This window comes from Sphingobacterium sp. UGAL515B_05 (genome assembly GCF_033097525.1).
GTDB lineage: Bacteria > Bacteroidota > Bacteroidia > Sphingobacteriales > Sphingobacteriaceae > Sphingobacterium.
Genome location: NZ_CP109907.1, coordinates 2,972,178 through 2,998,811 on the forward strand (window position 1 = coordinate 2,972,178; position 26,634 = coordinate 2,998,811).

At 40.6% G+C, this 26,634-nt stretch carries 24 protein-coding genes; 14 read left to right on the forward strand and 10 right to left on the reverse strand.

All coding sequences use genetic code 11. From position 1 onward, the window contains the following. Positions 1-373 precede the first annotated feature (373 nt). The 3 genes from OK025_RS11955 (at position 374) to OK025_RS11965 (ending at position 3,693) form a co-directional block, all read left to right on the forward strand. Positions 374-1,243, forward strand: coding sequence for a hypothetical protein (locus tag OK025_RS11955; RefSeq protein ID WP_317669617.1), 870 nt, complete (start codon positions 374-376; stop codon positions 1,241-1,243). Between the two features lie 197 nt (positions 1,244-1,440). Then, positions 1,441-3,279 (forward strand): UbiD family decarboxylase, encoded by a 1,839-nt coding sequence (locus OK025_RS11960; protein WP_317669618.1) that lies wholly within the window; start codon positions 1,441-1,443, stop codon positions 3,277-3,279. A gap of 78 nt (positions 3,280-3,357) precedes the next feature. Next, positions 3,358-3,693 (forward strand): HopJ type III effector protein, encoded by a 336-nt coding sequence (locus OK025_RS11965; RefSeq protein ID WP_317669619.1) that lies wholly within the window; start codon positions 3,358-3,360, stop codon positions 3,691-3,693. 167 nt (positions 3,694-3,860) lie between these two features. Here OK025_RS11965 and OK025_RS11970 read toward each other — a convergent pair whose 3' ends face one another. Then, a complete protein-coding gene (locus OK025_RS11970) occupies positions 3,861-4,322 on the reverse strand; it encodes a VOC family protein (RefSeq protein WP_317669620.1) in 462 nt (153 codons plus the stop codon). Positions 4,323-4,499: 177 nt separating this feature from the next. Beyond that, positions 4,500-5,075, reverse strand: a complete 576-nt coding sequence (locus tag OK025_RS11975) for a Crp/Fnr family transcriptional regulator (RefSeq protein WP_317669621.1) — start codon at positions 5,073-5,075, stop codon at positions 4,500-4,502. 235 nt (positions 5,076-5,310) lie between these two features. Here OK025_RS11975 and asnB point away from each other — a divergent pair, with 235 nt between their 5' ends. From asnB to OK025_RS11990, 3 genes are all read left to right on the forward strand, one after another. Next, positions 5,311-6,999 carry an asparagine synthase B gene (gene asnB / locus OK025_RS11980; protein ID WP_317669622.1) on the forward strand — a complete coding sequence of 563 codons (1,689 nt, stop codon included), beginning with the start codon at positions 5,311-5,313 and terminating at the stop codon, positions 6,997-6,999. Between the two features lie 326 nt (positions 7,000-7,325). Further along, positions 7,326-8,894, forward strand: coding sequence for a M20/M25/M40 family metallo-hydrolase (locus tag OK025_RS11985; RefSeq protein WP_317669623.1), 1,569 nt, complete (start codon positions 7,326-7,328; stop codon positions 8,892-8,894). Next, entirely contained in the window at positions 8,894-9,865 is a 972-nt protein-coding gene (locus OK025_RS11990) for a polysaccharide deacetylase (protein ID WP_317669624.1), read from the forward strand. The genes OK025_RS11985 and OK025_RS11990 overlap by 1 nt, the downstream gene beginning before the upstream one ends. A gap of 227 nt (positions 9,866-10,092) precedes the next feature. On the opposite strand, the gene OK025_RS11995 is transcribed toward OK025_RS11990, so the two are convergent. Beyond that, positions 10,093-12,276 carry a S9 family peptidase gene (locus OK025_RS11995; protein ID WP_317669625.1) on the reverse strand — a complete coding sequence of 728 codons (2,184 nt, stop codon included), beginning with the start codon at positions 12,274-12,276 and terminating at the stop codon, positions 10,093-10,095. Positions 12,277-12,537: 261 nt separating this feature from the next. Beyond that, the gene (locus OK025_RS12000; RefSeq protein ID WP_201667272.1) at positions 12,538-13,266 is read right to left on the reverse strand and encodes a DUF1080 domain-containing protein; all 729 of its coding nucleotides are present in this window, start codon (positions 13,264-13,266) and stop codon (positions 12,538-12,540) included. A 72-nt stretch (positions 13,267-13,338) separates the two neighbouring features. On the opposite strand from OK025_RS12000, the gene OK025_RS12005 reads away from it, so the two are divergent. The 3 genes from OK025_RS12005 to OK025_RS12015 all read left to right on the forward strand — a co-directional run bounded on the left by OK025_RS12005 (position 13,339) and on the right by OK025_RS12015 (position 15,321). Then, positions 13,339-13,707: a dihydroneopterin aldolase gene (locus tag OK025_RS12005; RefSeq protein ID WP_201667273.1), complete on the forward strand. Its 369-nt coding sequence runs from the start codon at positions 13,339-13,341 to the stop codon at positions 13,705-13,707. A gap of 78 nt (positions 13,708-13,785) precedes the next feature. After that, positions 13,786-14,496 (forward strand): ATP-binding protein, encoded by a 711-nt coding sequence (locus OK025_RS12010; RefSeq protein WP_317669626.1) that lies wholly within the window; start codon positions 13,786-13,788, stop codon positions 14,494-14,496. A gap of 381 nt (positions 14,497-14,877) precedes the next feature. Beyond that, a complete protein-coding gene (locus OK025_RS12015) occupies positions 14,878-15,321 on the forward strand; it encodes an Hsp20/alpha crystallin family protein (RefSeq protein WP_075994089.1) in 444 nt (147 codons plus the stop codon). Between the two features lie 158 nt (positions 15,322-15,479). On the opposite strand, the gene OK025_RS12020 is transcribed toward OK025_RS12015, so the two are convergent. Continuing rightward, a complete protein-coding gene (locus tag OK025_RS12020; protein WP_317669627.1) occupies positions 15,480-15,917 on the reverse strand; it encodes a thioesterase family protein in 438 nt (145 codons plus the stop codon). A gap of 117 nt (positions 15,918-16,034) precedes the next feature. On the opposite strand from OK025_RS12020, the gene OK025_RS12025 reads away from it, so the two are divergent. From OK025_RS12025 to OK025_RS12040, 4 genes are all read left to right on the forward strand, one after another. After that, a complete protein-coding gene (locus OK025_RS12025; RefSeq protein ID WP_317669628.1) occupies positions 16,035-16,538 on the forward strand; it encodes a sigma-70 family RNA polymerase sigma factor in 504 nt (167 codons plus the stop codon). Next, complete coding sequence (locus OK025_RS12030) at positions 16,528-17,169, forward strand: hypothetical protein (protein WP_317669629.1); 642 nt, start codon at positions 16,528-16,530, stop codon at positions 17,167-17,169. Before OK025_RS12025 ends, OK025_RS12030 begins: the two co-directional genes overlap by 11 nt. A 153-nt stretch (positions 17,170-17,322) precedes the next feature. Beyond that, positions 17,323-18,975 carry an ABC1 kinase family protein gene (locus tag OK025_RS12035; RefSeq protein WP_317669630.1) on the forward strand — a complete coding sequence of 551 codons (1,653 nt, stop codon included), beginning with the start codon at positions 17,323-17,325 and terminating at the stop codon, positions 18,973-18,975. Positions 18,976-19,052: 77 nt separating this feature from the next. Further along, positions 19,053-19,838, forward strand: a complete 786-nt coding sequence (locus tag OK025_RS12040) for an SDR family oxidoreductase (protein WP_317669631.1) — start codon at positions 19,053-19,055, stop codon at positions 19,836-19,838. A gap of 62 nt (positions 19,839-19,900) precedes the next feature. On the opposite strand, the gene OK025_RS12045 is transcribed toward OK025_RS12040, so the two are convergent. Beyond that, positions 19,901-20,494: a YceI family protein gene (locus OK025_RS12045; protein WP_317669632.1), complete on the reverse strand. Its 594-nt coding sequence runs from the start codon at positions 20,492-20,494 to the stop codon at positions 19,901-19,903. 103 nt (positions 20,495-20,597) lie between these two features. Further along, a complete protein-coding gene (locus OK025_RS12050) occupies positions 20,598-21,185 on the reverse strand; it encodes a Crp/Fnr family transcriptional regulator (RefSeq protein WP_075994967.1) in 588 nt (195 codons plus the stop codon). Positions 21,186-21,430: 245 nt separating this feature from the next. On the opposite strand from OK025_RS12050, the gene OK025_RS12055 reads away from it, so the two are divergent. Then, positions 21,431-21,970, forward strand: coding sequence for a GNAT family N-acetyltransferase (locus OK025_RS12055; RefSeq protein ID WP_317669633.1), 540 nt, complete (start codon positions 21,431-21,433; stop codon positions 21,968-21,970). A gap of 7 nt (positions 21,971-21,977) precedes the next feature. On the opposite strand, the gene OK025_RS12060 is transcribed toward OK025_RS12055, so the two are convergent. The 3 genes from OK025_RS12060 to OK025_RS12070 form a co-directional block, all read right to left on the reverse strand. Beyond that, positions 21,978-22,379 carry a DUF1634 domain-containing protein gene (locus OK025_RS12060; RefSeq protein WP_317669634.1) on the reverse strand — a complete coding sequence of 134 codons (402 nt, stop codon included), beginning with the start codon at positions 22,377-22,379 and terminating at the stop codon, positions 21,978-21,980. 77 nt (positions 22,380-22,456) lie between these two features. After that, entirely contained in the window at positions 22,457-23,290 is an 834-nt protein-coding gene (locus OK025_RS12065) for a sulfite exporter TauE/SafE family protein (protein WP_088162862.1), read from the reverse strand. 232 nt (positions 23,291-23,522) lie between these two features. After that, a complete protein-coding gene (locus OK025_RS12070; protein ID WP_317669635.1) occupies positions 23,523-26,630 on the reverse strand; it encodes a CusA/CzcA family heavy metal efflux RND transporter in 3,108 nt (1,035 codons plus the stop codon). Positions 26,631-26,634: the final 4 nt, after the last annotated feature.

Below are 26,634 nucleotides of genomic sequence, written 5' to 3' on the forward strand. Positions count from 1 at the left end.
GAATTGACAAAAAAAGGACAATGGCGGCAGTAGTGTAGCTGATCTGCACGCTTGGGGTTAGGAAAAAATCAAAATAGTGTTAAACTTATTTGATGTTTCTCTGTTCTAAAATCAGGGAATTGTGATATTTGTAAGTCATTGCTGTTGCTCTAGAGACGATTGGGGCACACGATTAAAAGCGTAAGAAAAACATGGAAAAGATAGCTGCATCACTGATGAAACCATCCTAGGGATTTTGTTCGTTTAAGAGATTGAGAAGATAATACATAAATACAGCTTACTGGGAAGAAATGATCGCAATTAATGGCTCACTGTAGTGAGAATGAACCGTTAAATTAGGATGGTTTCATCGCGATAAATATAGAGAATTCGAATGAAAAAGGTTTTAATCAGCGGGCTAAATACCTATTTGGGACGACGGGCATCCTGTTACTTGCAATCCGGAGATTTTGATGTAACGGGATTGGTACGTAACTTATCCCTTTTTAATAAAATCGTGAAGGAAAAGGTTACGGCAAAGCTTTTTGAATTGGATCTGTTGCGAAAAGGAGAAGCCTTTGAGAATTTTCAGATTACTGATCTCAATTTTGGGATTTATTTTACGCAAGTTCCCTCGCTTGACAACGATATACAGCTTCAGCTTGAACTGCTCGGCCTGCGCAATTTTGTAGAAATTTGTAAACGTGCCGGCAATAATCGTGTGATCTATGTTGCTCGGTTAATGGATGAACATTTCTTGGAGCCTGTACGTGATCTGCTGGAGAACTTACGTGTCCAATATACCATTGTGATTAAAAGTAGCGTGATCGGGAAAGAGAGTGTTTTGAATCGGATATTTGCGAAACTTGCCAAACGGCAGACCATATTTTACTGGAACTGGGTGGCTTCGCTGAAGTTTCGACCGCTGCCTTTGCTCGATGTATACCGTTGGCTGCGGGAAATGCCTTGGGAAAATAATTTTATATCGGAAGTGATTTACCTCGGCGGCAATGAAGAAATGACATTTAGAGGTTTATTTTACCATTTCCTAAAATGCACCTCCGAAGGTCAAAAAAGGGAGATAGGTGTTAATAAATTCTTTGCCAAACTGTTGCTGACAAGGCTGAACGATATTAATAAGGAAGATATCGATGAATTTAGGAGGGTACTTTACTATGAAAAAAATGTAGATAATTCGACCTGGCAGAATGTACAATCGTTTGAATTCACACCATTGAAAACCTATGTCTGCATGGATACCTAGTGGGCTGCTGAAGCACTTACTCGATGCGCTTGTTTTTGTTTGAACGTTGCTTTTAGGCTGTTTTGGCCATTTATGGTCAGTAGTAGACGATTGTAGGGGAGTGGGATAGCAGATTGCTAAAGGTTTTTTCTTTATAGCCTGTTTAATCAATTATTCTGTTAAATTTGTGGATTAACGTGTTGAAGCAGATTTAATATATGGGATACAATAGTTTAGAAGCATGTGTTGCGGATCTTGAAAAACATGGTCATTTAATCCGGATCAAAGAAGAGGTCGATCCGTATCTGGAAATGGCTGCAATTCATATGCGGGTATTTGATGTTGAAGGACCAGCATTGTATTTTGAAAATATCAAAGGTTCGGAGTTTCCCGCTGTATCTAATTTATTTGGAACGCTGGATCGTTCGAAGTTTATGTTTCGGGATTCGTTGGATCACCTGAAGAAATTGGTGGATGTTAAGATGAATCCTGCCGCGGTGCTGAGAAATCCCTTTCAATATATTGGTTCATCGATGACGGCTCTTGGAGCTTTACCCTGGAAAAAAAAGTCGGGGGCTCCCATACTTTACGGAAAAACATCAATTAGTAAACTTCCGCAGATTGTCAACTGGCCAATGGACGGTGGCGCTTTTGTGACGATGCCGCAGGTATATACCGAAGATGTAGCCAAACCTGGTATTATGCAGGCTAATTTGGGGATGTATCGCATTCAGCTTTCCGGGAACGATTATCTGCCCGATCAGGAGATTGGTTTACATTATCAATTGCATCGTGGTATTGGGATTCATCAAACTAAGGCAAATGCACTCGGTAAACCTCTAAAGGTGAGTATTTTTGTCGGCGGGCCTCCAGCCCATCCCTTGTCTGCAGTAATGCCGCTACCGGAAGGACTCTCTGAGATGATCTTTGCCGGGGCATTGGGAAATAGAAGATTCCGCTATTTTTATGATGATGAAGGCTTTTGCATCTCTGCGGATGCGGACTTTGTTATTACAGGTACCGTTTATCCCAACGAAAATAAACCAGAAGGTCCTTTTGGTGACCATATCGGCTATTATAGCTTAACGCATCCGTTTCCGTTGATGAAGGTGCATAATGTGTACCACAAGAAAAATCCAATTTGGTCTTTTACAGTTGTGGGCCGACCACCGCAGGAAGATACGAGCTTTGGTGCTTTAATCCACGAAATTACGGGTGCGGCTATTCCAAAGGAGATTTCAGGTCTCCATGCAGTTAATGCTGTTGATGCAGCTGGCGTACATCCCTTGCTTTTTGCAATAGGATCTGAGCGGTATACGCCTTATCAGCGTGTCGATCGACCGCAGGAAATTTTAACAATAGCCAATCAGATACTGGGTAAAAACCAGCTCAGCCTTGCTAAATATTTGTTTATTTCAGCACATGAAGATAATCCGCAATTGGATATTTATGATATTCCGGCGTTTTTGGGGCATATCCTTGAACGCATAGACCTTTCTCGAGATGTTCATTTTCAGACCAATACGACTATTGATACCTTGGATTATTCTGGAGATGGACTAAATGCCGGTTCAAAGGTGGTTTTTGCTGCCGCTGGTACAAAGAAAAGAACATTAGGCCGTGAATTGCCAGCCAATTTTGAGCTGCCACGTCCTTTTAATCAGGCAAAATTTGTCATACCAGGTGTGATTGCGATCGATGGACAGGCATTCTCCACATACGAGAGCGAATCGAAAATTATGGCGGAATGGTGTCGCGCTGCCGCTGCAAGCTCCTGGGAAGGTTTTCCGTTGATTGTTTTATGTGATGATGCTAACTTTACCGCTGCTACTGTCAATAACTTTGTTTGGACAACATTTACCCGGAGTAATCCTGCGTATGATATTTATGGAATAAATAGTTTTACAGCATTTAAACATTGGGGTTGTGAAGGTCCACTGATTATTGATGCGCGAACAAAACCCCATCATGCCCCGGCTTTGATTAAAGATGAAGCGGTAGAAAGACGTGTGGATCAGCTTGCTGCAAAGGGAGGCTCGCTTCATGGAGTTATTTAAGAGCGTTTAATACCTGTTCATTCAGGTTTATGGTTGAGAAATTAAATTAGAATAGATTTTAAAAGGTATAACATCAAGATGAATACAGCAGAATTATTGATTAAATCAAAAGGAAGCGAATTACAGTTTCAGGAAGTATTGGCGCATATTGCCGATCAGTATAGCTATAGTCCCAGTGCATTTCAGAATGGGACGCTGAAAAATTCGAAAGAAGAAAATCAAGGTAGTGCAAAAGTTTTCTATTTTGCCCGGTTGAATAGTCTTTCAAAGGAGGATACCTTACGCCTTTTTGCCGAGCATTATCAGAATGTACTCGATAATCCTGAGGGAGAGGGACATCAGAACATTCGTCAATTTAGGACGAATGGCTGGGATGGGATCCTATTTGAGCAAGAGGTATTGGTAAAGAAATAATAGTCAATCTGGAGGGTGTAAGCTCGAGATGAAATAGACGACTTCCAGTAGCGATAGGTTCAATTGAGATCGCGTAAATAGGTAGAAGTCATCGAAAATAGAAAGGCCGGTAAACTGTTGTTACCGCCCTTTTTTTTGCCAAATATATTACGGACGGTTTCGCTTGCTTAAGGCTTACTTTCGCAATCTTCTTCTTTATTTCCGCCAAAATAAACCATCCAGCAAATGCCAAATTGATCTTGAAAAGCGCTGTATAGTTCGGCAAAGAACGTTTCGCCGAGCGGCATTTCAACCACCTTTGCATTGGTACTCAGTGCATCATATAATGTTTTTGCCTCTGTGCTGCTTTCACACATCAGCATGACATAGCTGTTGTTTCCTTGAATGTATTGTTGTCCAAAGGCAGGAATGACATCAGCACCCATCAGCATGCTGTCTCCATTGATCGAAATTGCGGTATGACAGATTTTGTTTTTGGCTTCATCTGGAACAGGTGGCATTTGTGGGTCAGCAGGGATATCGCCATAACGCATGTAGCCAGGATTTTTTGTGTTGAAGACTTTTTCATAAAAATTGAATGCTTCTTCACAGTTTCCGTTGAAATTTAGGTAAGCGTGTAATTTTGCCATGATTTCTAATTTTTGAATATAATGATTACTTCTTTTCGTTCTTTTTCTCAATTATTCTTCCCAGGGGACTATAATAAATAGCGTGGGAGTACATTCGTAAAATTAAACTGAAGTTTTCTTAAAAATCTTGCCTTAAGGCAAGATTTAAAAAAGTAGTCCTTAATTCAATAAAAAGGATTAATTTCCGTGAACAATTTCCTTTCGAATACGGCTTAGGGAAGTGTCAGTGATACCCAAGTAAGATGCGATATGTTTTAAGGGGGCTTGCTGTATCAATATTGGTTTTTCCTTAATCAGGCGTAGATAGCGGGCAGTAGCAGGTTCTGTAATCATGGCAATAGCTCTATTTTTACTGTGAACAAGTTCTTTAGCCATCCAGGAACGGCCCCATTCCCTAAATTCAGGAATCTGATGAAAGAGTTCCTGAAAATCTTCAAATTTTATTTTCCAGAGACGGGTTTCCATGAGCGCCTGTATATTTTCCACCGTTGGATTGCGTTGAAAAAAAGAAGCCACTTCAATGACAACGTCATTGTCACTACAGAAGCCGATGGTAACTTCATTACCTTCGTAATCATGTAAAAAGGAGCGTGTAAGTCCGTATTCGATTAAGTAATAAGCATTTGAAACCTGTCCTTTGGTCAATATAAAATCGCCTTTTTTTACGGTTAGGGCTTCGTGTTTCTCCGTGATGGCCGTTAATTCCTGTGGTGTGAGCGCAAGCTCACTATAGAAGGTTCTAATTAGATCCATGTCCTGGTTATTTGATTATGACGTCAATTTAACGATAAATCCGCAGATCAACTGTTAATCTATTGTGTGATTATTGTAAACAAATAAGTGTTTCGTTGATAATTTTGTTTGTTTATGAGTGTATTTTTAATAAAAACACAATAAAAATTAAAAAACATTATGAATTTAGTTTTTAATTGTTTTACTTTGTGTCAATAACATAATGTAAAAACGAAATATTTAAAATTTTCATAATATGTGTGGAATTATTGGCGCTTTTGAATTAAAGCAACCTGCAAGCTCATTGAGATCTCAAGTATTAGAAATGTCAAAACGTATTCGTCACCGTGGTCCTGATTGGTCGGGCATCTTTACTGGTGAGAAAGCATTGTTGGCACACGAGAGATTAGCTATCGTTGATCCCAAATCTGGAAGTCAACCTTTGTACAGTCCGGATGGTAAAGTTGTACTAGCAGTTAATGGCGAGATCTATAACCACCATGAATTAAGAAATAGTCTTCCCGACTATGATTTTTCGACTCAAAGTGACTCTGAAGTTGTTTTGGCTTTATATTTAGCAAAAGGCCCCTCTTTTGTAGATGAATTAAATGGCATTTTTGGATTTGCACTCTATGATTCGCGTGATGATTCCTTTTTTGTTGCACGTGACCATATGGGTATTATCCCTTTATATTACGGTGAAGATGAACAGGGACAGTTGTTTGTTGCATCTGAATTAAAATCACTGGAAGGTTTCTGTACGACGATTGAACAATTTCCTCCGGGACATTACTTGTATAGCAAAACTGGGAAAACTCCGCAGCGTTGGTACCAACGTGATTGGGAAACTTACGACGTCGTAAAAGACAACGAGACCGATATCGCCGTTTTGCGCAAAGCTTTGGAAGATGCGGTACATCGTCAATTGATGTCAGATGTACCTTACGGTGTACTACTGTCTGGTGGATTGGATTCATCCGTTATTGCGGCGGTAACGAAGAAGTTTGCCTCCAAACGTATTGAAAGTGACGATAAAGAAGATGCTTGGTATCCTCAATTACATTCATTTGCGGTGGGACTGAAGGGGGCACCGGATCTCATTGCAGCACAAAAGGCTGCAGATCATATCGGAACGATACACCACGAGATCAACTTTACAATCCAAGAAGGATTGGATGCTATTCGCGATGTGATCTATCACCTGGAAACTTATGACGTCACAACGGTACGTGCTTCTACACCAATGTACTTATTAGCTCGTGTAATCAAATCCATGGGCATCAAAATGGTGTTGTCGGGCGAAGGATCAGACGAGCTTTTCGGCGGATATCTTTATTTTCATAAAGCACCTAATGCGCAGGAATTTCATGAGGAAACAGTACGTAAGCTGAAAAAGCTTTATCTGTACGACTGTCTGCGGGCAAATAAATCACTTGCAGCTTGGGGAGTAGAAGGACGTGTGCCTTTCTTGGATAAAGAATTTATGGATATTGCCATGCGCATCAATCCTGCCGATAAAATGATTCGCGAAGGAAGAATGGAGAAATGGGTTGTACGGAAGGCATTTGAAGACTACTTGCCGGAGAGCATCGCATGGCGCCAAAAAGAGCAATTTTCTGATGGTGTAGGCTATAGCTGGATTGATACCCTGAAAGAGCAGGCTGAAAATAAAGTTTCTGATCAGGAATTTGCCGAGGCCTCATCGCGCTTTCCGATAAACACACCGAAAAATAAAGAGGAATTTTTATATCGGACAATTTTCGAGTCTCATTTTCCTTCAACAGCGGCAGCACAAACTGTTCCTTCGGTAAAATCTGTCGCATGCAGTACGCCAGAAGCCTTAGCTTGGGATGCTTCTTTCCAGAATCTGAATGACCCATCTGGAAGAGCTGTAGCCTCGGTTCACCAAGAGAGCTACGAAAAATCCAAAGTAGAAGCAGTGTAACTAATCAACCCTCATATCTATATTTAGTAAAGCCTGGAAAGATTCTTTTCAGGCTTTTTTATGCACTGGTTTTAAGTTTTTTAGTGAAATAAAACTTTATAATTTGACTGGATTAAAAATGAGTGTGCTTTTTTAAGAATTCTTTAGTAATTTTCGGGAAAACCAATCACAGGAAACTTTGGGTTTCTGATTAACTATAGTTGCCAAAAATGCTGTCTTTTTCAGAGGCTTCTTATTTGGGGGCAAACAGAATGTACGGAAAAGTAGTTTACGCTTGTGGAATCTGCTTATTAACGGATAACTATAAAATATATACTGATATACACATGAAGATAGATGCAATGAAACATCGTGGAATGAAATCTTTGGGACTAGCTCTTTTATTGTTGAGCACTTCAAGTATTTTTGCGCAGCATAAGGAAGCGATGGTCTCGTCAATTGTCCAGGAGGCAAATGCAAATTCACAATTGGAGAAGTATGCGTTTGAGCTTGTCGATATGATTGGCCCCCGTCTTGTCGGGAGTCCACAAATGCAGCAGGCGCACGATTGGGTCGTCAAAAATTACAATGCCCTTGGCGCACAGGCGCGTAATGAGCCCTATGGTGAATGGCGTTCCTGGGAACGGGGAACTTCTCAAGTGACGATGACCTATCCGAGAATAAAGTCGTTAGAAGGTACGCAGTTGGCTTTTAGCCCTATGACAAAGGAGAAAGGGGTCGAAGCCGAAGTGGTCGCTATGCCGTTATTTAGCTCCCAATCCGATTTTCAGTCCTGGCTTAAAACAATTAAAGGCAAGATTGTATTGATTGGGATGAATCCACTGTCTGGAAGATCTGATGCCAACTGGAAGGAGTCTGCTTCCCCGAAAGGTTATGAAAAATATCAAACCTTAAAAAATAATCAGTTGAAAAAATGGGAGGCGAGTATGTCCTACACAGGAAGCACCCGTCGGACATTGCCATTGGCCCTGGAGAATGCCGGGGCAGTTGGTGTTATTGATTCCTACTGGACGGAGTTGCCAGGTATCACGCGGATTTTTGATGCAAAGTCCAAACAAATTCCTGTATTTAATGTCGGCTTGGAAGATTATGGCCTGTTATACCGCATGGCAGAGCATGGAGTCAAACCTCGGGTATCGCTACAGGGAAATTCAAAAGAGCTTGGGACATCAAAAACCTATAATAGTATTGCGGAGATCAAAGGAAAAGAAAAACCGAACGAATATGTTGTGCTTTCGGCACATCTAGATTCTTGGGACGGCGCTTCGGGTGCTACAGACAATGCTACCGGGGTGATTACAATGATGGAGGCAGTCCGTATTTTAAGAAAGGTTTATCCGGAAAATAAAAGAACGATTTTGGTCGGTAACTGGGGTAGTGAGGAACAGGGGCTGAACGGTTCTTCTGCATTTGTCGAAGACCATCCCGAGATCGCTAAAAATATACAGGTCGTATGGAATCAGGATAACGGGACGGGGCGAATTGTTCGTATCGGGGGGAGTGGTTTTGAAAAGTCCTACGAATACATTAGCCGCTGGCTGCAATATTTGCCTGAAGAGTTCCGTAATGAAATCCAAACCAGTTTTCCGGGCATGCCGGGGACGGGAGGGAGCGATCATTCTTCTTTCGTTCAAAAAGGAATTCCAGCCTTTGGGCTCTCTTCCACTTCCTGGGATTATGGTAAAGTGACCTGGCATACCAATCGCGATACCTACGATAAGATTGTTTTTGATGAGGTGAAACAAAACGCCATTATCGTTGCGATTTTAACTTACCTAGCCTGTGAAGAACCAACTTTGGTCTCCCGGGAAAAGATCATATTGCCAATCGATAAGGATGGCAAGCAGACGGTATGGCCAACAAATCTACAATCAAAAAGAACAAGTGGTAACTGATGATGAAACAGCTCATTTTTGTTTGTCTATTTTTGATATGTGCCCTATTCTCTTATGGACAGGTTTCATTTACTAATTTGGAAAACTACAGAACCGAGTGGTTAATCCTTCGTGAAAACAATAAATCACTGGTGGGGATCCGTAGTTTCAGGACAAATGCTGTAAAATATTATTTAGCGGTAGATCCTGCTACATTGCAAACGCGTGTAGTAGGAGATCGTTCAGTCAGCGTTCTGTATAAAGATGCGGCTCAGGTTACGAAAAGTCTAAGTGGTTCGGTATATGAAAGTTGTTTTTCCTTGGTTAGAAAAACTGAAAATAACTTACAGGATGCGGGACTGAATTTTAGTCTTCCCAAAGAGGCTGGTATTAATTTGACTATTGATCTATGCCCTTCACATAAACCTTTGGACAAAGCTATTTTTGAGGATCTTCTCCTTGCGTTTAAGGGAATTGATAGCACCCTGCCACTGGCCGTTTCTGTTTCGGGTAAATGGATGCTAAATCATGCTGCAGATCTGGAATGGCTAAAGTCATTGGATACGAAGGGTATAAAGATTACCTGGATCAATCACACGTACGACCACGTTTTTAATAGTAAGCCTTTGACGTCCAATTTTCTACTTTCTAAAAATACGAATCTAAATTATGAGGTATTGGAAAATGAAAAATTAATGCTAAAAAATGGGCTTATGCCTTCCGTTTTTTTTCGTTGTCCGGGCTTAGTTTCAGATCGGAATATTATTGAACGGCTGTTGTCTTATGGTCTTATTGCGGTTGGTTCAGATGCATGGTTGGCTAAAGGGCAGCAAGCCAAGAACGGAAGTATTGTTCTGATTCATGGTAATGGGAATGAAGAACTCGGTGTGCGGGATTTCATCCAATTGCTTCGAAGAGAATCTCAGTCAATAAAAACAAAACATTGGACATTGTATAGCTTATCTGAAGGCTTGGATGAGGAGCTGCATTGACTATTGAATAACTTGTTTTTAAGGATCGCCTTTCCTTTGCGTAGCTGGATAGCGTGATCAGCACTTGGGCTGTCGTTAGACCAGTTTTTGAGCGGGAGGATAATAGCGATAATTTCCAGACGTGTAAGAAGGCCTAGTCAGATTGTTAACTGTATTAAATTGCATAAAAAAGGGTTATCCAAAAAGCTTGGATAACCCTTTTTTGGTTTTTCTTACTTTCCTGAGTTTTAGGATGGGTTTTTGAGGTGTTGATTGAAGTAGTCTGCAATTTTTTCGTACATATGAATACGGTCTTTCCCCATCACATTGTGTTCATGAGTCGGGTATAGAAAATAATCTACCTGCTTTCCGGCTTTAATACACGCTTCTAAAAACTCCATGCTGTTTTGTTGTACAACGACAGGGTCTTGTGCACCATGAATAATCAATAGTCTCCCTTTCAGTTGATCGGCCTTGTTGAGCAGAGAAGTCAATTTATATCCTTCGGGATTTTCTTGTGGAGTGTCCATGTAACGTTCGCCGTACATAACCTCATAAAATTTCCAGTCGATTACTGGGCCTCCTGCTACAGCAGCCTTAAAAATATCGTTATGATGTAACATGAAGGAAGTTGTCATAAAACCACCGAAGCTCCATCCGAAAATACCCATGCGTTGTTGGTCAACAAAAGATTTTGATTTTAGGAACTCAATTCCTTTCATCTGGTCGGCCATTTCATTTTGACCGAGGTTGCGATGCGTAGCAGTATAGAAATCACGGCCTCTGTAATTTGTGCCACGATTGTCCATGGTAAACACAATATATCCTTGTTGGGCCATATACATATCAAAATAACCAGCGCCTCCTAGCCATTTGTTGGAAACCAGCTGCGAATGTGATCCGCCGTACAAATAGTACATGACGGGGTATTTTTTCGCAGGATCAAAATCGTTGGGATAAATGATGCGTCCTGTCAATGGGTATTTTCCATCTGCAGATGTCAACTGTACAAATTCTATTTTAGGATTATTTATTTTTCCGGCAAAAGGATTTTCTGCATTGACTAAGGTTGTTTCTTTAGCAGATTTTACTTCTTTGATCTGAACTTTATTTGGTGTTTTTAAATTGCTATATTGATCATAGATGTACTTGCCATCGCCACTTAGCGCAGCATGGTGTATGCCGGATTCATTCGTTAATTGAACCGTTTTCCCTGATTTTAGATCGACTTCAAATAATTGGCGATCTAAACCGTTGTTGGTGACTCCCGTGTAACTTACTTTGTTGCCATCAGCCGAAAAGTCAAGCAATGACTCCATAACAATGTCTTTATAGCCTAATTTTTTGATCAAATTACCTTCCGTGTTATAGAGGTAAAGTTGATTATAGCCCTCTTTATCGGATTGATAAAGGAATTGATCCGGTTTGTTTGGTAAAAATGTCAATGGGTTTTCTGGCTCAACCCAAGTTGTCGCAGTTTCTTCGAACAGGGTTTTGACGAAGGAACCGTTTTCTGCATTGTATTTGTTGACTTTAAGATCATTTTGCCCACGGTTAAGTACTCCGACGTAGATGTATTTACCAGAAGGATCCCAAGTAACCATGGTTAAATATTGCTCTGAATGCTCGCCGGTTTGAAGGGTTACCTTTTGACCAGTGGTGGTATTGTAAACGATCAAAGAAACTTCTTCTGATTTTTGGCCTGTCATGGGGTATTTGATCCATTTGATATCCGCAATTTTCGGACTCCATTGCGGTAACGGATAATTGGCAACCATCGTCTCGTCTTTGTGGTAGTACAGCAGTTTGTCATTTTGATTGTTCCACCACATTCCTTTCTTGATGCCAAATTCTTGACGGTGTGTATAATCGCTTCCATTGACAATCCCTTTGTCTGTATCGTTGGTTACAGCGGTAATTTTGCCGTTTTTGTCAACAATTGCGATGTTGTTGTCTACTAAATAGGCGATTTTTGAAAAATCCGAACTGATCTCACGATTCGCTCCCTTGTTGTCATTACCGATAAAACTTTCAATATTTTTTGATTTAATGTTGTAAGCTACCGTATAGGTTTTATCTTTTCCTTCAACTTGCAGTAATAGTGCATTTCCGTCGCGCCATTTGTAGTCGTAAGGAAATACGCGCAAATTAAATGTTTCGTTGGGGATAGCCGTTTTTAGTGCTTTTTCGAGATCTGTTTTAGAAGCGAGATTTGTTTCGCTCCAGTTGCTGGAAGCGCTTTTGGATAATAGGTTCTGGTACGATTTATCGAGATAAGACAGGTTGTTTGATTTTGGGACCCAGGATGCTCCGGCAATCGATGTTGGAGCATAGGTTCGAGGTCCAAATACTGTTTCTTCTAAATTGAGGTTACGTTGTGCATAGCTGCTGATGGAGCTTGCCAACAAGAAGAATAGCGCAATTCTTTTCATTAAACTGTAATATTGTGTGAATATTAAACTCAACGGCATAAGTAAACCCATTTCAAGGGATATTTGCGCTTGATTGATCTACTCAGCTAGGCTTTGTAAGCTGCTGCGGTAGGAATTCGTAACACAAAGAACACATTACATTCCGTTTGTTTTAAATTTTATAGGGCTAAATTAGGGAAATAGCCCTATAAAACCTAGTACAGAATTGTTGCTTTTCTAACTTAAATTGTTTGCTGTAGTCTTCTATTTCTTGCTGTTCAGCTATAGTTTACGTAACCAGATGTTTCTGAACTGGACTAAATCACCATGATCCTGTAGTATAATTGGGCCTGGGCCATGGCTTATCTGCTTCGGTAGTCCTATATATTCTGTCGTACCGTCGATTTGGGTGTTATTTTGCACAACGACTCCATTATGTAAGACCGTTACTGTCCCTTTAGCGGTCAATATTCCATCTTTACTGAATTGAGGAGCCTTATAAATAATATCATATACATGCCATTTGTCTGGTGCAATTACTTGCGCCAATGGCGGCCGTTGTTTATAAAGACTACCCGCTCCGCCATTGACATAAGTGGGGTTATTATCGTTGTCCAATACCTGGATTTCATAGTACCCCTGTAAGAAAATTCCACTGTTTCCTCTTCCTTGGCCTTCACCTTTGATCACTTCGGGGCTTTTCCATTCAACATGCAGTTGAAAATCGCTAAAGTGTTCGTTCGTCTCAATCGCTCCAGCTCCAGGTTTTACTTCAAGGACGTTATTGGCTACAGTCCAATTGGCTTTTCCTTTTTCACTTTTCCACTTGCTAAGATCCTTCCCGTCAAAAAGGACAATTGCGTCGCTTGGGATACCGTGATCGATCGTTAAGGTGGGGGGGACAGGACTATAATATTCCGTGTCACTGGCTTTCATATTGGTTTGGGCCTGCAGTGCTGTGGCACCAAATAAGAGTGTTGTTGCTAATGCTGATGATAAAAATAAGTTCATCTGTTGGGTTTTTGGTATGGTTAAATATACAAATAATCCCATTTGTATGGAACAATTTCCTTAGGTTTGTACATGGCAACCATTTTACAAACAGTATCGCTGAAAGAAGCCCGATTCTATGCACCAATAGGTTACTATGAAGAAGAACAGGTGCTTGGCAATGAGTTTTTTGTTTCTATTGATGTATGTTTTCCCTTTTTGAATACCGAGACAGAGAACTTAAAAAATACGCTCAATTACGAAGAACTCTATCAGATTACCGCTAGCGTCATGCAGCCTAAACGGAAATTGTTGGAATCTGCGGCTTCAGAAATACTGGATCAGATTCGGGAAAGAGTATCCCATGCTCTGACGATCGAGGTTGTGATACGTAAATCTAATCCTCCCTTTGGAGGCGATCTTTCCTGCTCACAAGTTGGCCTCAAATATTTTAAGGATTAAAACGAAACTGGATCAGCTAAATATCGACTGAAAGATTTAGTTTTGCCAACCGTTATCTGATAGTCTTAAATTAACATTATGAATATTTACGATCTTGTCATTGCCGATAAGGAAAGGATAGCTTTGGAAGACGTCTTCTTGGAAGAGGAGAGCCGTCAGAAGCTCCATCAGCTGATTAAAGAACATCGTTATATTAAAGAGCTTTCACAATATGGCCTGCCGGTTAGCAATAAGATTTTACTGCACGGCTATTCAGGTTGCGGAAAAACAACAACAGCGAAAGCCCTGGCTACGGCGCTAGAAAAGCCAATTTATGTGTTGAATCTGAGCAACCTCATTTCTTCCCGTATTGGTGAAACCTCGCAGCATATTAAACAGGTCTTTGATAAAGCTGGACGTGAAAAAGCGGTGCTGTTTTTAGATGAATTCGATCAGATCGGAAAGGCGCGGATTAGTGAAGAAAAGGATGTGGGTGAAATGCGTCGTCTCGTAAACACCATTATACAGCTGATCGATTATTTTCCTGCTGAAGCGGTATTGATTGCAGCAACCAACCATCCCGAAATATTGGATACAGCCATTATCCGTCGGTTTCAGCTTCGTTTGGCTTTTGAGTTGCCAACAATAGTGCAGTTGGATGCTTATTATGATAAATTATTTAGGCCATTCCCGCATTATGCTGATGTTGTACCACGACGCTATGGGATCTCCTATGCGGAGGCCAAGGACTATATTTACGATGCTGTCAAATTCTTGTTGATCGCTACATTGGAACAAAATCAACCTTAATGATTTTTTTGAAAGCTCCGCTTGAGATACTTAATAAAAATAGCGATTTCTGATAAACTGTTTTTCTCTTCTAAGTGAGTCTGTTAGTTGAATGCTCTGCTTCAGATGCCTAATAAAAAAATAACAACTTCTGTTAAACTGTTTTGTCTCCTATACGTTAGTCTGTATGTGGAGACAATTTAGGATAGGGTGGGGCGTCAATGACAGATTGATCGCTAAGTCGCTAACAATAGTTTGTGAATGAGTCAAAATGGCATTTGTTTTTATTTTAAAATGACATTTTGTCTTTTAAAAACTGCTGGTACGCAAATTGAATAATTCTCTTCAAATAGTTAGAACAAAAAAGCTTAACAATAAAACAAAAAATTAGGAGGACAAAAAATGGCATTAATTAAATTCCCAACAAAAAGTTTAAACACTGATGCAGTAAATCCATTTGTAAATACTGTATTTGACAATTTATTCAATGATAACTTCATCTCAGATCGTTTGGTATCCCGTGTGCCGGCGGTCAATATATCGGAATCCGAAAAATCATTTAAAGTTGAAATGGCAGCGCCCGGATTGGATAAATCTGATTTTAAGATCAATGTAGATAAAAACCTGATTACGATTTCAGCTGAGAAAAAAGAGGAAAGTGTTAGTGAAGAAAAATTATACAGCAAAAAAGAATTCAATTACTCTTCGTTCTCAAGATCATTTACATTGCCAGAGACCGTAGATTACAGCAATATCGAGGCTGCCTATGAAGGTGGGATCTTAATTTTGACTGTTGGTAAGAAAGAAGATGCAATCATTGCAAAACGTTTAATTGAAGTTAAATAATTAAGCGGTGCACAAGAAATAGTTCATTTTGGAAATGACCAAAAGGTGAATAAAAGACAATAGTTTTTAGGTTTAGTTTATGTTTTAATCCCTCGGAGTTCCGTTTGTGTTCCGAGGGATTTTTCTTTTATAACGATGGTCTTGAAAGGATGAATAGACTATTCAGTTTCCGCATAGTTTTCAGATCGGGGAATTCTGGCGAGATAAGGCTCCATCTCTTCCGGTAATTTGGTTAATTTTCGCTTTTGAAGGTCCAGCCAGGCTCCATCGACGTTAACGGTACAGCACAAAACTCCGTCATTACGAAAAACCTGATGTATAAATGAAAAACGACTATTTGTTTTGTTGTATTTCGTAAGTTCTACTTTTACCTGTACATATTCATCCAAATGTACTTCTTTAGAATAGATGAGTTCTTCCCTGAATAAAATCGGACCGATATGAAATTCGGCAAATTTATCCAGTGAAAAGCCCATTTTGTTCAGCATATTACTACGGGCCTGAGCGCAGATGTCTGCGTAAGCAGAATGCCGCATATGTCTATTTGCATCGATCTGCGCCCATATAATTTGACCTTGATAAAATATATTCTCCATAATCTTCAGCGATTAGTCTCTTTTTTAATAACAATTTACATATTTTTAAATAAAGCTGTAACACTTTGTTTGTTTGCTATACTTATTACCTAAATATATTTAAAGAAAAATCGCTAGGTGAACCGATCGGAAATAGAATTTCTTCGACTGATTGACGAGAATAAAGGTATTCTCGTTAAGGTGAGCCGTATGTATATGGATGACCACGAGGGGCGGCAAGACCTGTATCAGGAGATCGTGTATCAGCTATGGAAATCCTATGCGACATTTAAGCAACAGAGTAAATTTTCGACCTGGATGTACCGTGTTGCTCTCAATACCGCAATGGTATTTTTAAAGAAAGAAAAGAAGCATCAGATTTATGATGTTTTAGAGGAGGGACATGATTTTGCAGAAGAAGCCTACGACACCGATAAAGATGAGCAACTGAAAGTTTTCTATCAGGCTGTTCAAGAGCTGAATGCAATAGAAAAAGCCCTGATCTTTTTGTTTTTGGAAGGTCAGAGCCATCGCGAGATTGCGGAGAATCTGGGTATATCGGAAGTCAATGCTCGCGTAAAATTAAACCGCACGAAGGAGCGAATTCAACAAATCATTAAAAAATACAAGTATGAATTTTGATGAGTTAAAAAAAACTTGGCAGGAACAGCCTACAGATGAGGATTTACAGAATCCAAATCTCAAATACTATAAGGAAGTTGGCAATATCATGGGCAAGTTGCGCAAGAATATCAAACGCGAGTTTATTTCTTGGGTCGTCTGTATGGGCTTTCTATTTTTGGTACCTATGTTGCCGATCTATAAAATCGAAGGTTACGCTGCATTTGCCTATTACTTTTTTATCGTACAGATATCATTATCAAGTCTTTTATATTATCGAAGGTTCTTTTATCTGGTAAAGAGCACAAAAAAGATAGAGTTGCTAGCTTCTAAAGAGCATTTGCTCAAGTTGTATTACGATTTGAAATATGCCGTTGAAACGTATCGTATTGCGGCCTATGTGATGATTCCGCAAGCTTTGTTTCTTTATTTGATCATGATCGCCCAAAACCGAACCACGATATGGTTTGATCGATTGTATCATTTCAAGGAAACTTTCCAGCAGGAGCCGAACTTTATTGTATGGTTGATTCTTTCCGCAATTGTGTCTATCCTCCTTGTTGTTGGTCTGACGGAAATTATGATTCGTTGTTATTACAGCAGGTATATTACTCAGATCAAGGAGAAATTGGATCAAATGGAAACGGAATAAGGGTTGTTGGAGCTAAAACAGGTAAGGTTTTTGTTTGATGTACTTATTATTTGTTTATTTAAGTCCATATGAAATATCTACTTTGTTTTACAGGTGTTCGTGTTTTTAGCGCATGGATATTTCGTATATTGTTATCGAAAACCATTGTCCGTTATGTATAATCCGACAAAGAAGTTGCAGCGTAGTTCCCAGATCTTAAGTATATTGGCCAAGTATGGTTTTAAAGATGCAATCGCTCGATTGCCGTGGAAGGGGTCACGAACTTCGATAGAACATTCTGTTGATGTTGATGAGATTAGTGTCTATGCCCGTATTCGCATGGCACTCGAGGAGCTCGGTCCTGCTTTTATCAAGCTAGGCCAGTCTGCTTCGACGCGGGAAGGGTTGTTGCCCAAAGAACTTGTGGATGAACTGAAGCGTCTGGAGGATAATGTTCCACCCTTCGAAGTGGACATTAACTCTTATCTCACTGAGGAATTGAACTTGGATATTGACGCACATTTTCAGGAGATTGCTGTCGAACCTTTTGCGGCAGCATCAATAGCACAGGTGTATCGCGCAACCTTAAAAGATGGAACCCAAACGGTTTTAAAAGTCCGGCGTCCCGGCATCGATGAGGTTATGCGCTGTGATCTGGCGCTCATGCGTGATATTGCCAAAATCCTAACCATGTACAATGACGTACTGGAAAACCTTAATCTGCTGCTGATTGTTGAATCTTTCGCTACGACCATGCAGGAAGAAATGTCTCTGGTGATTGAGCGGCATAACATCGAACGCTTCACGAAGAACTTTAAAGGAAACAAACTGATAAAGGTACCCCGTGTTTTTCCTGAACTCTCCTCGGACCGTGTTCTTTGCATGGAATATCTTGATGGTTTCAAGGTAACTGATGCCGATGAAATTAAGCGCCGGGGAATGGATGTCCAAACGCTGGTAAAAAATGGGATCAATTTATACCTTGAGCAAGTGATTATTCATGGTTTCTTTCATGGTGATCCGCATCCCGGCAATATGATGGTGATGCCGGATGGACGGATTGCTTTTTTAGATTTCGGAAATATGGGTAAATTATTGGGGATAGACCGTAGGCAGCTTGAAGAATTTATTCAATCGGCTATTTCCGAAGATGCTGTCCGGCTTGCTGACGTGATTGAAGACGTTGCCGTGGTGAGTCATATTCCGGATCGAAACCGATTTGAAAGATCCCTATATGAGATTTTCGATATGATTGATAATGTGTCTCTCGGGGATCTGAGTTTAGATTTATTGTTCAATAAACTGTGGAACATTATTGGTGACAACCGCTTGTATTTTCCGGAATATATCTATCAGTTAATGCGGGGTATTTCGTTGATGGAAGGTATTGGACGCCAGTTATATCCCGATCTCAATATTATGGAAAGTATCAAGCCTTTTGCACGAAGGATTATGATGGAGCGGCTCTCTCCAGAGGCAATCTTCAAAAAAGGAAAACATAAAGTTGAATCTTTTGCCCGTGATGTCGAAAAACTCCCCGAAGATATGCGCGCCCTTGTGCGTTTATTTCGAACAGGAAATTTTACACTCAACCATCGTCTAATCAGTGCGCGATCTTTTAATGCCATTTTACGCAAAGGGGTCAATCGTATTGTCATCGGTATTATGTTTATGTCACTCAATTTACTGGGCGGAATGATTATCGTTGCAAGGGTAGAACCGCAGTGGTGGGGAATTCCCATTTTTGCCTGGATATGCCTAGGCTCAGCATGGGTCTTTGCGGTATATTTATTTATCGCGATGATTCGGGCAAAAGACAACGATTAGCGAGATCTAGCACACATTTTCAGCGACGATGATGGGCTATGGATATATACACACTATAAAATAGAAAACAAAAATATATGGAAATCAATCTAAATGGGAAAAAGGCGTTGATCGGGGCGAGTTCTGCGGGTATAGGTGCAGGTATTGCCCAGGTGCTTGCTTCTTGCGGCGTATCTGTAACTTTAGCTTCCCGACATGAGGAAAAGCTACAGCGTACCTGTGAAAGTCTTGATACCTCTAAAGGACAGGTGCACCAATATATCCTAGTGGATTACAATGATCACGAAGCATACAAAAAGCAGATAGCACATTATTTTGAGTCGAATAAGGTTGATATTTTGATCAATAATTCGAATGGCCCACAAGCTGGAACCATAGACCAAAAAAATCTGGCGGATTACCAACATGCTTTTGAACTCTTATTTCAAAATCACTGTTACACAACCTCATGTGCGCATCCTTATATGTTGGCAAACCGATACGGGCGTATTATTAATGTATCTTCTTCAACAGTGAAAGAACCGGTATCTAATTTAGTGTTGTCCAATACGATCCGTACAGCATTGATTAGCTGGAGTAAATCGTTGGCCGAGGATGTCGCCAAAGACGGTGTGACTGTCAACAGCATCTTAACAGGTCTGTTTGATACGGATCGTATCCAGTCGCTAACTAACCTAGATGCACAACGTCTGGGAATTTCCTATGAGGAAGCGTTGCAATTGCGGTTAAAACAGGTTCCTGCACAGCGCCTGGGTAAGCCTGAAGAATACGGTTATCTCGTCGCTTTCCTTTGCTCCGAATATGCAGGTTATCTGACTGGGACCAATATTCCGCTGGATGGCGGTATGTTAAAAGGCTTATAAAAAAGTGGCTATCCTATATCAAATAGGATAGCCACTAAGTTTGTGTGATTTATTATTTTCAATTAGTTCAAAACCAATTCGGTATTGACAATGATGTCCACATCAGAAGCAACCGCCTCTACACCAGATGGTAATTTATCATTGTATTTGATGCCAAAATCCTGACGGTTAATTTTTGTTTTAGCAGTAAAGCCAGCACGTGTTTTTCCCCAAGGGTCGGTAATGATTCCGCCATTTTGAGTCACATCGAAAGTTACTTTTTTCGTTACATCACGAATAGTCAAATCTGCTATCATAATATATTTTCCTTTTACTTTCGCATTTTTAAAACTGATAGACTTTAATGTCATTTTAGGGAATTTTTCCGCAGCAAAGAAATCATCGGTCTTCAAATGATTGTCACGGGCAGCGATACGTGTATCGATGCTGTTGACGTCGATAGAAAAATTAACTTTAGCATTGTTAAAGCCTGTTCCTGTTGCAGTTTCAACTGTACCTTCTACCTTTGTGAATTCACCGTCAACAAAGCTGATTCCAAGGTGTTTTACATCGAATCTTGCATTTGTGTGCGCAGGGTCAGCAGACCACTTTACTTGTGCTGCAGCGGCATTAACCATTAATACTGCTGCTGCCAGAATTTGGAAAAATTTATTCATCTTGTTTTCTTTTTTATTTATCTAACCTTAAGAAGTTCAAATTGTTTGTTTGAACAAGCTTTGCAAAGGTGGGATAAACTAGCAAAGAAAAAATTGATGTAGGTCAAGAATTTCGATTAGGCTTCAATATTTGCCTTTTTAGACGGCTTAAAAACTCTTGTGTGACACCAAGATAGGAGGCTAATTGCATATTGGAGATCCGCGGGTAGATTTTAGGATACCTTTTGATGAAATCCAGATACCGCTCTTGTGCTGTAAAACCTATGCTCGAGATAATACGGTGCTGCGATGCTATTTGTGCACGTTGGGCCATTATCCTGGAGAGTTTCTCAAAGATTGGATGATCTTCGTAGAGTTTGTCTTTATTTTTTTTTGACAGTGTAAGTACCACGGAGTTTTCCAGGGCCTGGATGTTTTGTAGTGCGGGTTCCTGGTAATTGAAGCTCGCGATATCGCCGATCCACCAGTCTTCAATCGCAAACTGTAGAATATGTTCGATTCCATCGGCGGTGACATAGAATGATTTAAATAAACCACTGATCACATAGGCCTCATGATGGCAGACTTCGCCTGCACGGAGAAAGTATTCTTTTTTCTTTATTTTCCTTACCTGATAACGTGAAACGATGTCATTCAGTTCTTCCTCGGTGACATCAATACGTTGTTTTACAAATTCCTTGAATTGTTCCATTTGGCTGTAAAATACAAAATTTTGTAATACTAATTTAACAAGCTGTTTGATTCCTATCAATTCTAAGTTGAAATAATCCAGTTGATGGTTGTTGCTTTTATTCAATTTTATCAAAACAGTGATAAAATCAACATTTTGGTGTAATATTTGACTGGATATTGCCGTAATTTAAATAGTTTCATCAATAATTGGTATCTTCTGTCGGATTTAAAATAATTTGATTGCTAAAACCATAAATATGTCTCATGAAGTTTGTTGCACCCAATACCCTTGAAAACGATAAGGTCGTATTACGAATCATGGAACCAGCGGATTTTGATACGTTGTATCAAGTTGCCAAAGATCCCCTGATCTGGGAACAGCATCCCAATAAGGACCGCTGGAAGGAAGATATTTTTCGCCTATTTTTTGAAGGCGCCTTAGCAAGTAAGGCTGCTTATTTAATCTTGGATAAGGAAAGTGGAGCCTGCATCGGTAGTACGCGGTATTATGGGCTTGATGAAGCTGAAAAATCGATTTTTGTTGGGTACACATTTTATGCCCGAGCCTATTGGGGCGCAGGAATAAATCCACTGGTCAAAGAGATGATGTTTGATTTTGCGTTCAATTTTGTAGATCGCATTTACCTACATGTAGGTGCTGAAAATTTTCGTTCTCAGACAGCAGTTGAGCGCTTAGGTGCAACTAAAGTGGCCGAAAAGATGGTCAGTTACGTGAATGAGCCTGAACGGAAAAATTTTGAATATGCATTGGAAAAATCCACTTGGCTTCGTGCCAAGAGATAAAGCCTTATTATCCCTTGACACCGCTGAGAATACTCCCGATAATGACTGTTAATACGATCAAAGTAATGATGATGTAAAGCCTGTCCTTTTCGATGACAAACCCAAATAATGAACCAATCACCCTTACGATGGGGGTGCAAATCAATAAAAGGACACCAAGCTGTATAATTTGGGGAATGTTTCTGCTGAATGCTCCGGTAATAATTCCGGTCATTGTTGTGTTGGAATCTCCCTCACCCATAAAATCTTTATAATTCGGTACGGTTTCCTGTCCATGAACAATGAGGTATAGGATACCGCCGAGGATAAGAATAGAGGAGGCGAGTATAACGCCTATACGTAAAATTTGTCCGACCAAAAGTGAGATGTCCTTGTCTCCCCAATAGTGTTTCGAAAATACTTGTTTCATTTTGAGTAGTTATGTCCTTCATTGTCTAGCGGAAGGACGTTATAAACTAAAATTCTAAATCGTGTAAACGACCTTTTTTAGAATTTATGCTGGAATCCGTTGAAGATCATTTCCAATGCCACCAATGTAATGGCGACGGCGAAAATAATGCGTAAAGTCTTCGGATTCATACGTTTTAAGAGCTTGGATCCGGTAATGGCGCCGCATAATACGCCTAGGATAACTGGAAAAGCAATACCTGGATCCATATAGCCTCTTTGTAAATAGACCACTGCAGAAGCGGCTGCGGTGACGCCGATCATAAAGTTACTCGTTGTCGTACTGACTTTAAAGGGTATTTTCATCATGCTGTCCATTGCGAGAACTTTAAGGGATCCTGAGCCGATTCCTAATAGACCGGAAAGAATTCCGGCAACTCCCATCAAAGAGAAGCCTCCGGCTATGTTGGTAAGTTTGTATGGAATTAATTTGCCATCAGCAGGATAGGTACTGTTCAGCTTCAATTTTTCTGCCAGGACCGAACCGCCGGAAAGTGCGTGTTCGTTTTTCTTACGGACCGTCATTGCTGCAGAGAAGATAAGTACAACACCAAAGATGATTGCAATGGTATTTGTAGGCATGTAAATAGCAATAACAGCGCCGATCACTGCTCCAATGGTGGTTGCAATTTCAAGAAACATCCCAAGCCGGATGTTGGTGATACCTTCCTTGACGTAGGCTGTGGCTGCACCGGATGAAGTCGCTATGGAAGCCAGCAAGGCGGCTCCAATGGCATAACGGATGTCGACATGAAACAGAAGAGTCAATAAAGGGATGACAACGACCCCTCCGCCTAAGCCTGTCAGGGATCCTAAGAGCCCTGCTACAAAAGCACCCAGGAGAAGGATGATTGTAAAGGTGAGAATAGTCATAAATATTTGTTTGTTTGTGTGATCCAAAAAGCAGCAGCTGCTTTTTGGAAGGTAATTTGTTGTAAACTTAAGGGCTTTTTATTGTTTTTGAAATTTTTAAACCGGAATAGATACAAATGTTACATCAAAAGTATCCTAAAAAAAATGATACTGCCCGATCACTTCCCAGCGTGAGGCAGTATCGATGACCTTTTAATGGTCTAAGTATATAGTATATAAAATATGGACAATATTATTCAGCGATTGTTTGTTGTACCTTTTCTTTTCTGTTGAAGATATCGTAGATGATTGGAAATACCAACAACGTCAATATCGTCGCTGAGATTAGTCCGCCAATGATGACGATCGCCAAAGGTTTTTGTGATTCCGAACCTATACCGGTCGATAATGCAGCTGGCAATAATCCGATGGAAGCCATTAGAGCTGTCATGACCACAGGTCGTGTTCGCGATTTTACACCTTTATAAATTGATTGGTCATTGGGTAGACCTTCCTTCTTGTTCTGGTGGAATTCCGAGATCAGGATAACCCCATTCTGGATACATATCCCGAATAATGCAATCATACCTACGCCAGCCGAAATTCCAAAATTCATACCTGTAACGTGTAAGGCAATAATTCCACCGATAAGCGCAAAAGGAACGTTGGCCAATACGAGCAGCGAATCTTTGATATTCCCGAATAGAATAAACAATAGGAAGAAAATGACGATCAAGCTGATTGGTACCACCTGTGCTAGACGGTGGGTAGCACGCTGCTGATTTTCAAATTGTCCAGTCCAACCGATGGAATATCCTTCCGGAAGCTTAATTTTACTTACTTTTTGTTGTGCTTCAGCAATGGTGCTTCCTAAGTCACGGTCGCGGATGGAAAATTTGATGCCGATATAGCGTTTGATGTTGTCGCGATAGATAAAAGCAGCACCATTATCTTTTTCAATGGTCGCGATACTTTTCAAAGGAATTAATGTACCATCACCACATGGAACCATCAGCTGTGCAATATCTTTTTCTGTTTTTCGATATTCGGGGGCGTAGCGTAGGCGAATGTTAAATTTGCGTTCACCATCGTACAAAATGGAAGCGGTCTTTCCGCCGAAGGCCATTTCCAGTACCGCCTGTGCATCTGCCGGTAGCACATTGAAAGCTGCCATACGCGTCCGATCCAATACCACACTCACTTCGGGCTGACCAATATTGAGAATAATACCGGGTTCTTTAATGCCTTGAATACCTTTGACCTGAGCATAAACTTCTTTCGCCAGACGGTCTAAGGTCGCGAGGTTATCGCCAAAGATCTTGATGCCGTTTTCGGCCTTGAAACCAGCAACGGCTTCGGCAACATTATCCGAAATAGGCTGTGAATAGTTATAGGTAATACCCTGAAATTGTTTGAGTTTATGGTCCATTTCTTCGATCAACTGATCCATGGTGATTTTACGTGTCCATTCCTCTTTAGGTTTTAGGGCCACAGCAAACTGAACAAAGCCAAAGCCATTGGGGTCGGTACCATCGTTGCTCCGTCCTGTTTGCGACAGTACGCCGGTGACCTCAGGAAAGGTTTCCAAAGTACTCTTTAACAGTTTGGTAGTTTTAACCGATTCACGTAAAGAAGTACTCATCGGCATTTCTGCAGTAACCCATAGAGACCCTTCATTTAATGTCGGTAAAAATTCAGTTCCTAAAAATTTTGCAGAAAATAAGACTGCCGCTAGTAAAGTAATTGCAACGATCATACTCAGACGCTTGTTTCGGAATGTAAATCCAAAACCCTTGGCGACAATTCTATTCCAGAATTCAACAAATGGATTGTGTCTTTCTTTTACATTTTTATTGAGCAGAATATGCGATAAAGCGGGAACGAGTGTCAAGGTAAACAGTAATGCACCCAGTAAAGCAAAACCCAGGGTAAAGGCCAGTGGCGAGAACATTTTTCCTTCAACTTTTTGGAAGGAGAATATAGGCATCAAGGAGGTGATGATAATTAGCTTGGAGAAAAAGATTGCTTTTCCTAGGCCTGTTCCTGTCTGTTTGATCCAACCTGCTTTGGCCATTTTGTTGAATTTCTCCATGCCCAGCTTATGGGCTTGGTGGTCCAACATGACAAATATCCCTTCAACCATGACGACGGCACCGTCGATGATAATACCAAAGTCTACAGCGCCTAGAGAAAGCAAGTTGGCACTCATGCCTGCTAGTTTAAGGCATAGAAAGGCAAAAAGTAAGGCGAGAGGTATGATAATGGAAACGATGACCGTAGTGCGCCAATCTGCCATAAAAAGCAATACCATTAAGGTGACGAGTACAATACCCTCAATCAAGTTATGCATAACGGTATGGGTCGTGAAATCCATGAGATTGTCACGGTCATAGAAGGTTTGCATTTTGACATCTTTGGGAAGGATTTTGTTGTTGAGCTCGTCTATCTTTGCTTTTACCGCAGTTAAAACCTCTCTTGGATTTTCGCCTTTCCGCATTACGATGGTTCCTGCTACCACATCATCATTTTTACCAAAACCGGCTTGGCCCACGCGGGGCATCGCGCTTTCTCTTACTTCGGCTACATTTTTAACAAAGACCGGATTTCCCTTTTGGTTAATTACAGTGATGTTTTCGATATCATTGATTGAGTTGACCAAACCAATACCGCGTACGACGTAGGACTGGCCACTTTTTTCGATGACATCTCCACCGACATTCAGGTTACTTTTGCTGACAGCATCAAATACCTGCAAGGGAGTCAGATTAAATTTGTCTAGTTTGATAGGGTCAGTACTGATTTCGTAAACCAAATCCTGCCCACCAAAAACGTTGATATCTGCTACACCTGGAACACCACGTAAAGCGCGGTCAATGACCCAGGTCTGCAAAGTAAGGAGGTCGCGTGAATTGCGTTGATCGCTATGTAATGTATAACGGAATATCTCTCCTGTAGGGCCATAAGGGGGCTGCACTTCAGGGTCGACATTGTCGGGCAGGCTCACAGACCGCATGAGGTTGTTGACCTGGTTGCGGGCAAAAGTGTCATCTACACCATCGTCAAAGATGATTTTAACAATGGAGAGGCCAAACATGGTGGTGCTCCGTATGCTCGTTTTCTTTTGAACTGGACTCATGCCCAGTTCGATTGGTGTCGTTACAAAACGTTCGACTTCCTCCGCACTTCTTCCATTCCATTGGGTAATGATGGTTATTTGTGTATTGGTTACATCAGGAAATGCCTCAATAGGCATGCTTTTAAAGCTAATGAAACCAGCTATAGCCAAAATACCGACCCAAATAAAGGTAAATGCTTTATTTTTAATGGAAAAGGCAATGATATTTTTAATGAATTTGTTCATTCGT